Annotated in this window: 5 protein-coding genes and 1 pseudogene; 2 read left to right on the plus strand and 4 right to left on the minus strand. The window is 67.3% G+C overall.

Going from position 1 to position 14770, the window contains the following annotated elements; all coding sequences use genetic code 11:
* Positions 1–14: 14 nt before the first annotated feature.
* Complete coding sequence (locus tag AC07X5_RS18275; protein ID WP_494771309.1) at positions 15–2147, minus strand: 3-hydroxyacyl-CoA dehydrogenase NAD-binding domain-containing protein; 2133 nt, start codon at positions 2145–2147, stop codon at positions 15–17.
* 107 nt (positions 2148–2254) lie between these two features.
* On the opposite strand from AC07X5_RS18275, the gene AC07X5_RS18280 reads away from it, so the two are divergent.
* Positions 2255–3166, plus strand: coding sequence for a LysR family transcriptional regulator (locus AC07X5_RS18280; RefSeq protein ID WP_494771310.1), 912 nt, complete (start codon positions 2255–2257; stop codon positions 3164–3166).
* Positions 3163–4161, plus strand: a complete 999-nt coding sequence (locus tag AC07X5_RS18285) for an SMI1/KNR4 family protein (RefSeq protein ID WP_494771311.1) — start codon at positions 3163–3165, stop codon at positions 4159–4161. Before AC07X5_RS18280 ends, AC07X5_RS18285 begins: the two co-directional genes overlap by 4 nt.
* Positions 4162–4523: 362 nt before the next feature.
* Here AC07X5_RS18285 and AC07X5_RS18290 read toward each other — a convergent pair whose 3' ends face one another.
* The 3 genes and pseudogenes from AC07X5_RS18290 to AC07X5_RS18300 form a co-directional block, all read right to left on the minus strand.
* Positions 4524–6272, minus strand: coding sequence for an ATP-binding response regulator (locus AC07X5_RS18290; protein ID WP_494771312.1), 1749 nt, complete (start codon positions 6270–6272; stop codon positions 4524–4526).
* A 14-nt stretch (positions 6273–6286) separates the two neighbouring features.
* Positions 6287–13420 carry a HAMP domain-containing protein gene (locus tag AC07X5_RS18295; RefSeq protein ID WP_494771313.1) on the minus strand — a complete coding sequence of 2378 codons (7134 nt, stop codon included), beginning with the start codon at positions 13418–13420 and terminating at the stop codon, positions 6287–6289.
* Between the two features lie 234 nt (positions 13421–13654).
* A pseudogene (locus AC07X5_RS18300) lies at positions 13655–14732 on the minus strand (site-specific integrase).
* Between the last annotated feature and the right edge of the window lie 38 nt (positions 14733–14770).

Raw genomic sequence — 14770 nt, forward strand, 5'->3', positions numbered from 1 at the left:
ATGTGTCTCCTGGTTCAGGCGGTGGTTTGGTTCAGGCTGTCGAAATTGCGGCCTTCGGCCACCAGCTGTTCGAGCAAGGGGGCGGGCTGCCAGAACAGCGGGTCGTCCTTGGCGAATTCGCGGATGTCGGCCAGCACCTGGGGCAGGCCCTGCATGTCGGCCCATTTCATGGGGCCGCCACGGTGGCGCGGAAAGCCGTAGCCGGACAGGAAGGTCACGTCCACGTCCAGCGGGCGCAGGGCAATGCCCTCGGCCACCACCTTGGCGCCTTCGTTGACCATGGCGGCCATGTAGCGGCGCATGATGTCGTCGGCGCTGAAGGGGCGCGGCACCACGCCCTTCCTGGCGCGCTCGGCATCGACGATGGCCAGCACCTCGGGGTCGCTCTGCCCCACGCGGGCACCCTCCGGGTAGAGGTAAAAGCCCCGGCCGGTCTTCTGGCCGAACCAGCCGCGCTCGCAGATGCGGTCGGCAATCTCCACATAGCGGGCCTTGGGGTCGCGCGTGGCGGCGCGGCGCTTGCGCGTGGCCCAGCCGATGTCGCCGCCCGCCAGGTCGGTCACCTGGAAAGGTCCCATGGGGTAGCCGAAGGCGCGCACGGCCGCGTCGATCTCGTAGGGGCTGGCGCCGTCTTCCATCAGGTAGTCGGCCGCCTGCTTGTACACGGCCAGGATGCGGTTGCCGATGAAGCCGTCGCACACGCCGGCGCGCACCGGCACCTTCTTGAGCCGCTTGGCCAGCTCGAAGGCGGTGGCCACCACGTCGGCGCTGACCCGGGCGGGCACCACGATCTCCAGCAGCTTCATGATGTTGGCGGGGCTGAAGAAGTGCAAGCCGATCACGTCCTCTGGGCGCGCCGTGGCGGCCGCGATGGCGTCGATATCCAGGTACGAGGTATTGGTCGCCAGCACGGCGCCGGGCTTGCAGACGCGGTCGAGCTCGCGGAACACGGTTCTCTTGACCTCGATGTCCTCGAATACCGCCTCGATCACCAGGTCGGCGCCGGCAATGTCCTCATAGCGCGTGCTGCCGTTGTAGCGCGCCATGGTGGCGGCCTTGGCCTCGGCGCTCATGCGGCCCTTGGCCACCAGGGCGTCGTAGACCTTCTCCACGTGCGCCCGGCCGCGCGCGATGGACGCCTCGTCGCGCTCGATCATGGTCACGGGCAAGCCCGCGTCGAGGGCCGACACGGTGATGCCGGCGCCCATGGTGCCGCCGCCGATCACGGCGATGGACGTGAAGGGGCGTGGCGCAGCCGCCTTGGCCTCGGGCACCTTGACCACTTCGCGCTCGGCAAAAAAGGCATGGATCAGGCCGGCGCGCTGCGGGCTGTCCAGGCAAGCCATGAACTGGGCGCGTTCGAACTTCAGGGCCTCGTCAAAGGGCAGATCCAGCGCGGCCTGTACGCAGTCGATGATCTTCAGGGGCGAGAACAGGCCGCGCGCGGACTTGGCGGTCTCGGTCTTGAGGGCATCGAGTTCGGCCTGGGCCGCAGCTTTGTCGGCCAGGCGGCCGGGCAGGGCGCTGGTGGGGCGCGCCGGTGCCCGGCGAGCCAGCAATTCGCGCACGTAGGCCAGGCCCGCGGCCACGGGGTCGTCGCCCTCAGCCAGCGCATCCACCAGGCCAGCCGTCAGCGCCGCCTGGGCGCCCAGGTGCTTGCCGCTGAGCATGAGTTCGGTGGCGGCCTTCACCCCCATGAGGCGCGGCGCGCGCTGCGTGCCGCCGGAGCCGGGCAGCAGCCCCAGCAACACCTCGGGCAGGCCCAGTCGGGCCCCGGGCAGCGCCAGCCGGTAGTGGGCCGACAGGGCCACTTCCAGCCCACCGCCCAGCGCCGCGCCATGGATGGCGGCCACCACCGGCTTGCTGCAGGCCTCGATGGCCTGGCAGACCTCGGGCAGCGCAGGTGGCACGGGCGGTTTGCCGAACTCGCGGATGTCGGCCCCGGCAATGAAGGCGCGGCCTTCGCCCACGATCAGCACGGCCTGGATGCCGGCATCGGCCTCGGCCTGGGCAATCGCGGCCATCAGCCCCCGGCGCACGGCGGCCCCCAGGGCATTCACCGGCGGGTTGTCCACACTGACCAGCAGCACGCCCTCTTGCGGGGTCCACCGAACGACAGAAGCAGGGGCTGGAAGGGTCACGCGCATGTCTCCTCTATGGGCTTTTGGAAAACCGGGATTCTTGCGGTGACAATGATTTATAACAATCCCTTCTCTAATTGACAGACTGTCAAAATAATTAAGACAATAATTTCATGGATTCCCACTCTCTGGCCTTGCTGGTCGAAATCATCGACAGCGGCAACCTGAGCCAGGCTGCGCGCAAGCTCAAGGTGTCGCGCGCCAATGTCAGCTACCACCTGACCCAGCTCGAAAAATCCGTGGGCGTGCAGCTGGTGCGGCGCACCACGCGCCGGGTCGAGCCCACCGAGGTGGGGATGCGCCTGTACGAGCACGGCCGCAGCATCCAGAACGAGATGCTGGCCGCGCGCGAGACCATCGCCACCCTGGGGCAGGGCCTGCAGGGGCGGGTGGGCATCAGCGTGCCCAGCGGCTATGGTCAGATCGTGATGAGCGACTGGCTGATCGAGTTCAAGCGCCTGTACCCCGGCATCGTGCTGGACGTGCTGTTCGAGAACCGCGCCGACAACCTGCGCGACGAGGTGGACATCGCCATCCGCGTGATCCAGGAGCCTCCGCTGTCCCTGGTGGCGCGCAGTCTGGGCACCGTGCGCTACATCGCCTGCGCCTCGCGCGCGTTTGCGCAGCAGCATGGGCTGCCCCAGACCTTGTTCGAGCTGCGCAGCGCCCCGCTGATCACCGCCGGCGTGACGGGACGGCAACTGCGCCTGAGCGCCTACCAGGGCGAAGAACGGCAGGAGCTGCTGCTGGAGCCCACGCTGATCTCCGAGCACTTCCCCTTCTTGCGCCAGGGCGTCCTCGCTGGCCTGGGGGTGGGCCTGGTGCCGGACTACGTGGTGAAGGACGCCATCGAGTCGGGCGAGGTGCTGACCACGCTGGACGACTACCGCCTGAGCATCTTCGGCACGCGCATGCACTTGCTGTACATGCCCAACCGCCACCAGACACGCGCCGTGCGCCTGTGCATCGAATTTTTGCTCGACAAGGCGCGTGCCGCGCAAGGAGAGGGGGGGCAGGGCGCATGAACACCAGGGCCACGCCGTTTTCGGGCTTCGATCTGTCCGGCTTCTGGGACGACAGCGACTACGCGCGCAAGGAGTATGTGGAGCCGCCGCCCACGCCCGCGGCCATTGCCGCGGTGGAGGCCGCGCTGGGCTACCGGCTGCCGGCCAGCTACGTTGCGCTGATGCAGTCGCAGAACGGCGGCATCCCGTCCAGGCGCTGCTTTCCCTCGGAGCAGCCTACCTCCTGGGCCGAGGACCATGTGGCCATCAGCGCCTTCAAGGGCATCGGCTTCGACAAGCAGTGGAGCCTGTGCGGCGGCCTGGGCAGCCGCTTCAAGATCGAGCAATGGGACTACCCGGACATCGGTGTCTATTTTGGCGACTGCCCCTCGGCTGGCCACGACATGATCGCGCTCGACTACCGCGCCTGCGGGCCGTCCGGCGAGCCTGCGGTGGTGCATGTCGACCAGGAGGGCGGCTACCGCATCACACCGCTCGCGCCGGATTTCGAGAGCTTCGTGCGCGGCCTGGTGCACGAAGCCGTGTACGAAGACGACCCCGAAGACGTCAAGAACGACGCGCTGGCGCATGTGCGCAGCGCGCCCTTCAACTCTCGGTTGCACAAGCTGTGCGAGCAGTGGCCCGATGCGCGGATGCCCGCGGCCATCCGCCGCCTGGCCGAGGCCATCGTCGAGGACAAGGGCTACTTCGCACTGCATGCGGATGCCAAATCGCAGCTGCTGTATGCCATCCAGTTCCTGCTGCTCAGCCACGGCCGGCCGGTCAAGTCGAAGGAAGGCTTCCTGCAGTCCTACCCTGGCGTGATCGCCATGGTGGGCAGCGCGAACTTCGGCACCGGCGGCTGGGCCCCGGGCTTCGTGGAGGACTGGTTCCAGGCGCGCGCCAGTGCCGGCGAACTGGTGCAGGTGGAAGGCCACTGGCATGCCAGAGCGGATTTCCGGGCGGCGCTGCTGCGGCAGCTTTTCGACGGTCACGAGGCCGCAAGAGAAGGATGACCAAGGCTTGCCTGCGCCATGCACTGGCATTCGCTGCCGTGTTGGTGTCGGTGTTCAGCCACCCCGCGCCCATGCCGGCGAACCCGAACCGGTCCATGTCGCCGCCTGCGGCCTCAAATTCTGCGCCAGGCCCGCCTGGAAGGGAGAAACCATCGTGCGCATTTACTGGTAGCGTAGCCGCGCCAAGAACTACACAGGCATCCATGCCGGCTCGGGTGCTGCCAGCGTCACGCTGGTGCCGCTGGCGCACTATCTCTTCGTGCAGTTGCAAGACCCGCCCATCGACGAGGCGGGCGATTTCTCGGTGTTCTGCACCAGCCTGCGCCTGGGTGCGCGGGCGCAGGACCTGCCCTGACGCATTCTTAGCCGGCAGGCACGGCGGGCGCCGCGTCGGCCAGCAGGCCAATGAGCACGTCCGGACTCACGGGCTTGACCAGGTGGTGGTCAAAGCCGGCCTCCGACGCGCGGCGCATGTCCTGCTCCTGCCCCCAGCCCGTGATGGCCCAGACCTGCAGGAGGCCCTGGATGCCCTGGGCCCGGATGGCGCGGCAGGCGTCATAGCCGTTGAGCCGGGGCATGCCGATGTCCAGCAGCGCGAGTTCGGGGCCGAAGTGCCGCGCCGCCTCGACGGCCGCCTCGCCATCGTAGACACAATGCACCGTATGCCCCAGCGCCTGGAGCAGTTGTGCCAGTGCATCGGCCGCATCCTGGTTGTCGTCGGCCACCAGGATGCGCAGCGGCCTGGCTGGCCGCAGTCCATGGAGTTCCTCGGACGCAGGCCCAATGGCGGCAGGCTCGGCCAGCCCGGCCAGGGGCAGGCGCACCACAAAAGAGCTGCCATGGCCCACCCCCTCGCTGAACGCGGCGATCCTGCCGCCGTGCAGTTCGATCAGGCGCCGCGTAAGGGCCAGCCCGATGCCCAGGCCGCCGCGCGAGCGGGACAGGGCCGCTTCTTCCTGGGAAAACATCTCGAACACCTTCTCGAGGCGGTCCGGCGCAATGCCGATGCCCCGGTCGGTGAGCGTGACGCGGGCCTCGCCGGCCGAGGAGGCATCGACGGAGAGCTCGATGCGCCCGCCGGCATCCATGTACTTGGCGGCGTTGTGCAGCAGATTCATGAAGACCTGGGCCAGGCGCGTGGCGTCGCCTTCGAGCGTGAGCGACCGGGCGGGCAGTTCTGCCACCAGTTCATGCCGCAGCTCGTCGATCACGGGCCGGGCGGTGTCGATGGCGTCCTGCAGGATGCTGGCCAGCGGCACGCTGCTCTTGCGCAGCTGGATCTTGCCCTGGTTGATGCGGCTCACGTCCATGAGGTCGTCGATCAGGCGGCTCATCGCCTTGACCTGCCGGTCGATGAGGTCGGCCGCGCGTTCGACCTGCGGCGATGCCGGCCCCTTGAGCCGCAACAGACGCACCGCATAGCCCACCGGCGCGAGCGGGTTCCTGAGCTCGTGCGCCAGCGTGGCCAGGAACTCGTCCTTGCGCCGGTCGGCCTCGCGCAGCTCTTTGTCGCGCAACTGCAGGGCGTGGGTGCGCTCCTGCACGCGGTGCTCCAGGCTCTCGTTGAGCAGGCGCAGCTTTTCTTCGGCAGTCTTGCGCTCGGCGACCTCCTGCACCAGGGTGCGGTTCACCTCTTCCAGGGCCAGGGTCTTGCGGTACAGCTCCGCGAAGATGGCCACCTTGGAGCGCAGCACCGCCACGTTGAAGGGCTTGTGCAGGTAGTCCACCGCGCCGCTGCCATAGCCTTCGACGACATGCTGGTCGTCGTTGAAGTACGCGGTGAGGAAGATGATGGGCACATGCGCCGTCTTCTTGCGCTGCTTGATCAGTTGCGCCAGCTCGAAGCCGGTCATGTCCGGCATGTTGACGTCCAGCACCAGCACCGCGAACTCGTGGTGGATCAGTGCCATCAGCGCCTCGGCGCCCGATGATGCATGGACCAGGCTGTAGCCTGAGTCCTGGAACACGGCCTCCAGCACGGCCAGGTTGGAGGGCTCGTCGTCCACGACGAGGATCTTGACGGGTGCCTCGGGCCGCGTGTGCGAGTCCGGTGCCGCCGCTGGCGCTGCGGTGGCCATGCGGGGCGGAAGGTCGTGTGAAGCGGGCAGCATGGTCTGGCCCGGGCTCAGCGAAACAGCCACACGCGCATCAGCGAGAGCAGCTGGTTGGTGTTCACCGGCTTGGCAATGTAGTCGCTGGCCCCGGCCTCCAGGCACTTCTCGCGGTCGCCCTTCATGGCCTTGGCCGTGAGCGCCAGGATGGGGAGTGTATGGAAACGGTGGTCCTTGCGGATCTCGCGCATGGTCTCGTAGCCGTCCATCTCGGGCATCATGATGTCCATCAGCACCATCGACAGCTCGGGCGTGCGGTCGATGATTTCGATGGCCTGGCGGCCGTTGGTGGCGCTGATCACCTCCACGGCATGGTTCTCCAGCACCGAGGTCAGGGCGAAGATGTTGCGCGCGTCGTCGTCCACCACCAGCACCTTGCGCCCGCGCAGCGCATCGGACGAGTTGTGCAGTCGCTCCAGCATGGCCTGCTTCTCGGGCGGCAGCGCGGTGATCACGCGGTGCAGGAAGAGGGCGGTCTCGTCGAGCAGGCGCTCGGGCGACTGCACGTCCTTGAGGATGATGCTGCGCGACAGCGCCTGCAGCCGCGCCTGTTCGGCGCTGCTCAGGTCCTTGCCCGTGAACACCACCACCGGCAGCTGCGACCAGGCCGGCTCGGCGCGCACCTGCTCGAGCAGCTCGAAGCCGCTCATGTCGGGCAGGCGCAGGTCCAGCACCACGCAGTCGAAGGGCTCGGCACGCAGCGCATCGAGCGCCGCGCCGCCACTCGGGGCCGGCACGATCTCGATGTCGTCGTTGCCCAGCAGCTCCAGCACCGCCGCGCGTTCGATTTCGTTGTCCTCCACCACCAGCAGGCGCTTGGTGCGCGGCACGATGAAGTCCTTGATGCGCCCGAAGGCCGCCTCCAGCCCCGTGGTGGTGGGGCCTTTCACCAGGTAGGCGAAGGCGCCGTGCGACAGCCCGTGCTGGCGCTCTTCCTCCTGGGTGATGATCTGCACCGGGATATGGCGCAGCCCGGGGTCGAGCTTGAGCTGGTTGAGCACCGTCCAGCCCAGCATGTCAGGCAGGAAGATGTCCAGGCAGATGGCCGCCGGCCGGTACTCGCGCGCCAGGGCCAGGCCCAGGCTGCCCTGGTTGGCCACGATGCCCTTGAAGCCATGCTCGCGCGCAAGGCCCAGCAGGATGCGGGCGTAGTGCGGATCGTCCTCGATGATCAGCAGCACCTGGTCCTGCGCGCCAATGGCATCGCGGTCGTCGGCGACCTGCTCTTCGCGCAGGCCGGGCAGGGTGGTCAGCGAACGGCTGGGCATTTCTGCCAGCTCTGCCGGCGAGCGGGAGCCCATGGGTTCGGTGGCGACGTGCTGCAGCGGCAGGTACAGCGTGAAGACGCTGCCCTGGCCGAAAACGCTGGTCAGCCGGATCTCGCCACCCAGCAGCACCGCCAGTTCGCGGCTGATGGCCAGGCCCAGGCCGGTGCCGCCGTACTTGCGCGAGGTGCCCGCGTCGGCCTGCTGGAAGGCTTCGAAGATCAGGCGCTGCTTCTCGGGCGCAACGCCGATGCCGGTGTCCTCCACGGCGAAGGCGACCACCTGCTGCGCCTGGCGCAGCACCGGGTGGTCTGGCGTCCAGCCGACCTTGGCGACGCCCACGCGCACTTCCACCTGGCCCTGGCTGGTGAACTTGACCGCGTTGGAAAGCAGGTTCTTCAGGATCTGCTGCAGCCGCTTGGGGTCGCTGGCCATCGAGCGCGGCAGGTCGCGCTCGAAGCGGATGTGCAGCGGCAGGTTCTTGGCCTCGGCCACATGGCGGAAGTTGCGGTCGATGTTGTCGCGCAGCGCCGCGAAGCTGATCTCCTCGACCTCCACGGTGACCGTGCCCGATTCGATCTTGGACAGGTCCAGGATGTCGTTGATGAGGTGCAGCAGGTCGGTGCCCGAGGAGTTGATGTTGCGCGAATACTCGATCTGCTTGGCCGAGAGGTTGCGCGCGCCGTTCTCGGCCAGCTGCTGGCTCAGGATCAGGATGGAGTTGAGCGGCGTGCGCAGCTCGTGCGACATGTTGGCCAGGAACTCGGACTTGTACTTGGAGGTCAGCGCCAGCTCCGAGGCCTTTTCCTCCAGCGCGCCGCGCGCCTGCTCCACTTCGGCGTTCTTGCGTTCGACCTCGGCGTTCTGCTCGGCCAGCAGGCGCGCCTTGGTGCCCAGTTCCTCGTTGGTCTGCTGCAGCTCGCTCTGGCGTGACTGCAGCTCGGCCGTGAGCTGCTGCGACTGGGTGAGCAGGCCCTCGGTGCGCATGGTCGCCTCGATGGTGTTGATCACTGCCCCGATGTTCAGCGCCAGCTGGTCCAGGAAGTTCAGGTTCACCACCGTGAACGGATGCAGCGATGCCAGCTCGATCACCGCCTTGGTCTGGTTCTCGAAGAGCACCGGCAGCACCACGATGTTCACGTGCCGTGCCTCGCCCAGACTGGAGCCGATGCGGATGAAATCGGACGACACGTCGGACAGCAGGATACGCTTTTGCTCGACCGCGCACTGCCCCACCAGGCCTTCGCCCAGGGCCATGCGATCGGCCAGCCGCGCCTCGCCCACCTGGGCATAGCTGGATAGTTTCACCAGTTCGCCGCTGGCCCCGGCTTGCGCGTCGAGGTGGTAGACCGTGCCCTGGTGGGCGTACACCAGCGGCGCAAGTTCAGACAGCAGCAGCTTGCCGACCGTGTTGAGCTCGCGCTGGCCCTGCAGCATGCCGGTGAAGCGCGCCAGGTTGGTCTTGAGCCAGTCCTGCTCGCGGTTGCGCTCGGTGGTCTCGCGCAGGTTGGAGATCATGGTGTTGATGTTGTCCTTGAGCTCGGACACCTCGCCCTTGGCATCGACCTGGATGGAGCGCGTGAGGTCGCCCTTGGTCACCGCGGTGGCCACCTCGGCGATGGCGCGCACCTGCGTCGTGAGGTTGGCTGCCAGCAGGTTGACGTTGCCGGTCAGGTCCTTCCAGGTGCCCGCAGCACCGGGCACGTTGGCCTGGCCGCCCAGCCGGCCGTCCACGCCCACCTCGCGCGCCACGTTGGTCACCTGGTCGGCAAAAGTGGCCAGGGTGTCGGTCATGCCGTTGATGGTGTCGGCCAGCGCCGCGACCTCGCCCTTGGCCTGCACGGTGAGGCGCTGGCTGAGGTTGCCGTCGGCCACGGCGGTCACCACCTTCACGATGCCGCGCACCTGCTCGGTCAGGTTGCTGGCCATGAAATTCACGTTGTCGGTCAGGTCTTTCCAGGTGCCGCCCACGCCGCTCACCTGGGCCTGCCCGCCGAGCTTGCCTTCGGTGCCCACCTCGCGCGCCACGCGGGTCACCTCGCCGGCAAAGGAGTTGAGCTGGTCCACCATGGTGTTGATGGTGTTCTTGAGCTCCAGTATCTCGCCCTTCACGTCCACCGTGATCTTGCGGTTCAGATCGCCGCGTGCCACGGCGGTGGTCACCTCGGCGATGTTGCGCACCTGCGAGGTGAGGTTGGCGCCCATGGTGTTGACCGAGTCGGTCAGGTCCTTCCAGGTGCCGGCCACGCCGGGTACCACCGCCTGCACGCCCAGGCGGCCTTCGGTACCCACCTCGCGCGCCACCCGCGTCACCTCGGACGCAAAGGAGCGCAACTGCTCGACCATGGTGTTGATGGTCTCCTTGAGCTGCAGGATCTCGCCGCGCACGTCGACCGTGATCTTCTTGGAGAGGTCGCCGTTGGCCACGGCGATGGTCACCTCGGCAATGTTGCGCACCTGGTTCGTGAGGTTGGACGCCATGGAGTTGACGTTGTCGGTCAGGTCCTTCCAGGTGCCGGCCACGCCGGGCACGGTGGCCTGGCCGCCGAGCTTGCCCTCGGTGCCCACCTCGCGTGCCACCCGGGTCACTTCGGAGGCAAAGGCCGACAGCTGGTCCACCATGGTGTTGATGGTCTCCTTGAGCTGCAGGATCTCGCCCTTCACGTCCACGGTGATCTTGCGGCCCAGGTCGCCCCGGGCGATGGCGGTGGCAACGTCGGCGATGTTGCGCACCTGGCCGGTGAGGTTGTTGGCCATGGAGTTCACGTTGTCGGTCAGGTCCTTCCACGTACCTGCCACGCCGGGCACCTGCGCCTGGCCGCCGAGCTTGCCGTCGGTGCCCACTTCGCGCGCCACGCGGCTCACCTCGGCCGCGAAGGAACGCAGCTGGTCCACCATGGTGTTGATGGTTTCCTTGAGCTCCAGGATCTCGCCGCGCACGTCCACCGTGATCTTCTTGGACAGGTCGCCGTTGGCCACGGCAATCGTCACCTCGGCGATGTTGCGCACCTGGCCGGTGAGGTTGCTGGCCATGGAGTTCACGTTGTCGGTCAGGTCCTTCCAGGTGCCGGCCACGCCTTCCACGGCGGCCTGGCCGCCGAGCTTGCCCTCGGTACCCACCTCGCGCGCCACACGGCTGACTTCCTCGGCAAAGGCATTGAGCTGGTCGACCATGGTGTTCATGGTCTCCTTGAGCTGCAGGATCTCGCCCTTGACCTCCACGGTGATCTTGCGCGAGAGATCGCCCCGGGCGATGGCGGTGGCCACGTCGGCGATGTTGCGCACCTGGCCAGTGAGGTTGGACGCCATGAAGTTCACGTTGTCGGTCAGGTCCTTCCAGGTGCCGGCCACGCCCGGTACCTCGGCCTGGCCGCCGAGCTTGCCCTCGGTGCCCACCTCGCGCGCCACGCGCGTCACCTCGGAAGCGAAGCCGTTGAGCTGGTCCACCATGGTGTTGATGGTGTTCTTGAGCTCCAAAATCTCGCCGTTGACCTCCACCGTGATCTTGCGCGAGAGGTCCCCGCGCGCCACGGCGGTGGTCACGTCGGCGATGTTGCGCACCTGGCCCGTGAGGTTGTTGGCCATCGAATTGACGTTGTCGGTCAGGTCCTTCCAGGTGCCGGCCACGCCGCGCACCTGGGCCTGGCCGCCGAGCTTGCCTTCGGTGCCCACCTCGCGCGCCACGCGCGTCACTTCGGAGGCAAAGCCGTTGAGCTGGTCCACCATGGTGTTCAAGGTGTTCTTGAGCTCCAGGATCTCGCCCTTCACGTCGACGGTGATCTTCTTCGAGAGGTCGCCGTTGGCCACCGCCGTCGCCACGGCAGCGATGTTGCGCACCTGGGCGGTCAGGTTGCTGGCCATGGAGTTGACGTTGTCGGTCAGGTCCTTCCAGGTCCCTGCCACGCCGGGCACCTGGGCCTGCCCGCCGAGTGCACCCTCGGTGCCGACCTCGCGCGCCACCCGGCTGACCTCGCCGGCAAAGCCGTTGAGCTGGTCGACCATGGTGTTGATGGTGTTCTTGAGCTCCAGGATCTCGCCCCGCACGTCGGCGGTGATCTTCTTGGACAGGTCGCCGCGCGCCACGGCGGTGGTCACCTCGGCGATATTGCGCACCTGGCCCGTAAGGTTGGAGGCCATGAAATTGACCGAGTCGGTCAGGTCCTTCCAGGTGCCCGCGACGCCGGGCACCTGGGCCTGGCCGCCGAGCTTGCCCTCGGTACCCACCTCGCGCGCCATGCGCGTCACTTCCGAGGCAAAGCCGTTGAGCTGGTAGACCATCGTGTTGATGGTGTTCTTGAGCTCCAGGATCTCGCCGCGCACGTCCACGGTGATGGTCTTGGACAGGTCGCCATTGGCCACGGCGGTGGTCACCTCGGCGATGTTGCGCACCTGGCCCGTGAGGTTGGACGCCATGAAGTTGACGTTGTCGGTCAGGTCCTTCCAGGTGCCGGCGACGCCGGGCACCTGGGCCTGGCCGCCGAGCTTGCCCTCGGTGCCCACCTCGCGCGCCACCCGCGTCACCTCGGACGCGAAGGCGTTGAGCTGGTCGACCATGGTGTTGATGGTCTCCTTGAGCGCCAGGATCTCGCCCTTGACCTCCACCGTGATCTTGGAGGACAGGTCGCCTTTGGCGATGGCCGTGGCCACGCCGGCGATGTTGCGCACCTGGCCCGTGAGGTTGCTGGCCATGGAGTTGACCGAATCGGTCAGGTCCTTCCAGGTGCCTGCGATGCCCGGCACCTGGGCCTGGCCGCCGAGCTTGCCCTCGGTGCCCACCTCGCGCGCCACCCGCGTCACCTCGGACGAGAAGCCGTTGAGCTGGTCCACCATGGTGTTGATGGTTTCCTTGAGCTCCAGGATCTCGCCCTTCACGTCCACCGTGATCTTGCGCGACAGGTCGCCGCGCGCCACGGCCGTGGTCACGGTGGCGATGTTGCGCACCTGCGACGTCAGATTGTTGGCCATGGAGTTGACCGAGTCGGTCAGGTCCTTCCAGGTGCCGGCCACCCCGGGCACCACGGCCTGGCCACCCAGCCGGCCATCGGTGCCGACCTCGCGCGCCACGCGTGTCACCTCCGAGGCGAAGGAGCGCAACTGATCGACCATGGTGTTGGTCGCTTCCTTGAGCTGCAGGATCTCGCCGCGCACGTCCACCGTGATCTTCTTGGACAGGTCGCCGTTGGCCACGGCAATCGTCACCTCGGCGATGTTGCGCACCTGCGCCGTGAGGTTGCCGGCCATCTGGTTGACCGACTCGGTCAGGTCCTTCCAGACGCCGGAGACGCCCTTGACCTGGGCCTGGCCGCCGAGCTTGCCCTCGATGCCGACCTCGCGCGCGACCCGCGTCACTTCGGAGGTGAACACCGACAGCTGCTCGATCATGGTGTTGACCAGTTCGGCCGAACGGTGGAACTCCCCTTTGAGCGGCCGGCCATCGACCTGCAGATCCATGGACTGCCCGAGATCCCCCTTGGCCACCGCACCGATGGTGCGCGCAATCTCGGTGGTCGGCCGCACCAGGTCGTCCACCAGGGTGTTGAGCGCGACCGCCTGCGCCGCCCAACTGCCCTGTGCGGCAGGGGCCGATATGCGCTGCGCCAGCCGACCTTCCTTGCCGACGGTTTCGTTCAGCCGTGCGACTTCGCCGGTGAAGCCTGCTGCCTGCCGGATCGTCCGGTTGAAAGCCTCTGCGATGCGGCCATCGGTGCTCGGCCAGTCCACCGGCAGCCGCGCCTGGAAATCACCCTCGGCAAAAGCCAGCAGGGCAGACAGGATCTGCCGCGAACGCGCCTCGGCCAAGGGGTCTGCCGCAAAGGCACCCGCAGCGTGGTCGCGTGGCAGGGTCGCCAAGTCCGATGACTCGGATGCTGTGGTCGTCGTCATGGGACTGCACTCGCCTTTCCAATAGCGGTTGAGAGAGACAAAAATCGTGTGCCTGCGCTGGTGCGAGGTGAGTGTAGCCCTTTGTAAATTTATTCTTGTAGGAGGCAACCGACACTCAAATCCAGGTGCGCCTGACAGCTTCGACCCGTCTTCAAAGCCACCCCAGGTGCAGCGCGCGGTTCAGTCCGGCTGGTCGAAGTTGCCGTGCACCCGCTCACAGTCACAGGCCCTTTCCTACACCGCGTGATGGTCCCCATCGAGAAGGGTCGCGCCCCGGCTTTTCGGAGAGATTCTGAAATAGCCCAGAACGCTGGACACACTGCGGTGCCCCGTCATCGCCATGGTGTCCGCCATCGGAACGTTCTGCGCCGCGGCCTCGGTCACGAACCCCGAGCGCAGGGAGTGGGCGGAGAAGTCATTGGGCAGGCCCGCAGCCTGCGCCCGCGCCTGCACGATGTCGCGCACGGCGGCTGCCGAGAGCGCGCCGCCCAGCCTTCCGCCTTTCCAGATGCGCCGAAAGACCGGCCCCTCGGCAATGCCCGAAGCGTCGAGCCAGGCCCCCAGGGCCGCGCCGGCCTTGCCTTGCACCGGCTTGTAGTTCTCGGGGCGGTCGGCGCCATCCTGGTTGGTCTTGGAGTGGGCCAGCACGAAGGTGAAGGACGCGGCGCCGCTTCGGCGCAGGTCCTTCATGTCGGCGCCGACGATCTCCGACCGGCGGCGCCCCCCCGCTGGCAAACGCGAACAGGAGCAGGGCACGGTCGCGCAAGCCCTTCAAGGTGGAGGTGTCGCAGGTGTCGACCATCGCCATCAGCGGGTCCCTGGTCAGTGCATCCTTTTTCCTGGGCAGGTCCCCGCGCTTGCCATAGGCCCGGCGGGTTTTCGCCAGCAACTCACGGACCTTGGCGTCCTGGCAGGGATTTTCAAGTGCATTGAGCTGGTGCGCCTTGGAGAGCACCGCAACCCTGTGCACCAGGGTGTTGAGGGCCATCGGGCCCGTCTTGCCCTTGAAGCCCGCGTCCACGAGCACCGCGTCGATCGCTGGCGGCAGTTCGTGGGCCAGCCCATCGGCCGTGCTGCGCTGCGCGTGATCGACGATGAACTGGAGCACCGCGCTGGGCGGCACGGGCAGCGCAATCGGGCGGCCAAAACGCAGATTGAACCAGGCCGCCCAGTAGCGCAGGGCAGAGCGGTAGCTGGCGAGCGTGTTGGCGGATTCGCCTTCGCGCAGCAGTTCCTCCACCGCCCGCGTTGCGGCATTCGAAAGCATTTCCGGCTGCAGCGCAGGCACGTTGTTGAGGGTTGGAAAGGGCATAGGTAGCCTGAGAAGCTATTGTTTCACTATTAAATTAC

The sequence above is a fragment of the Acidovorax sp. GW458-11-26-14-TSB4 genome (genome assembly GCF_059423865.1).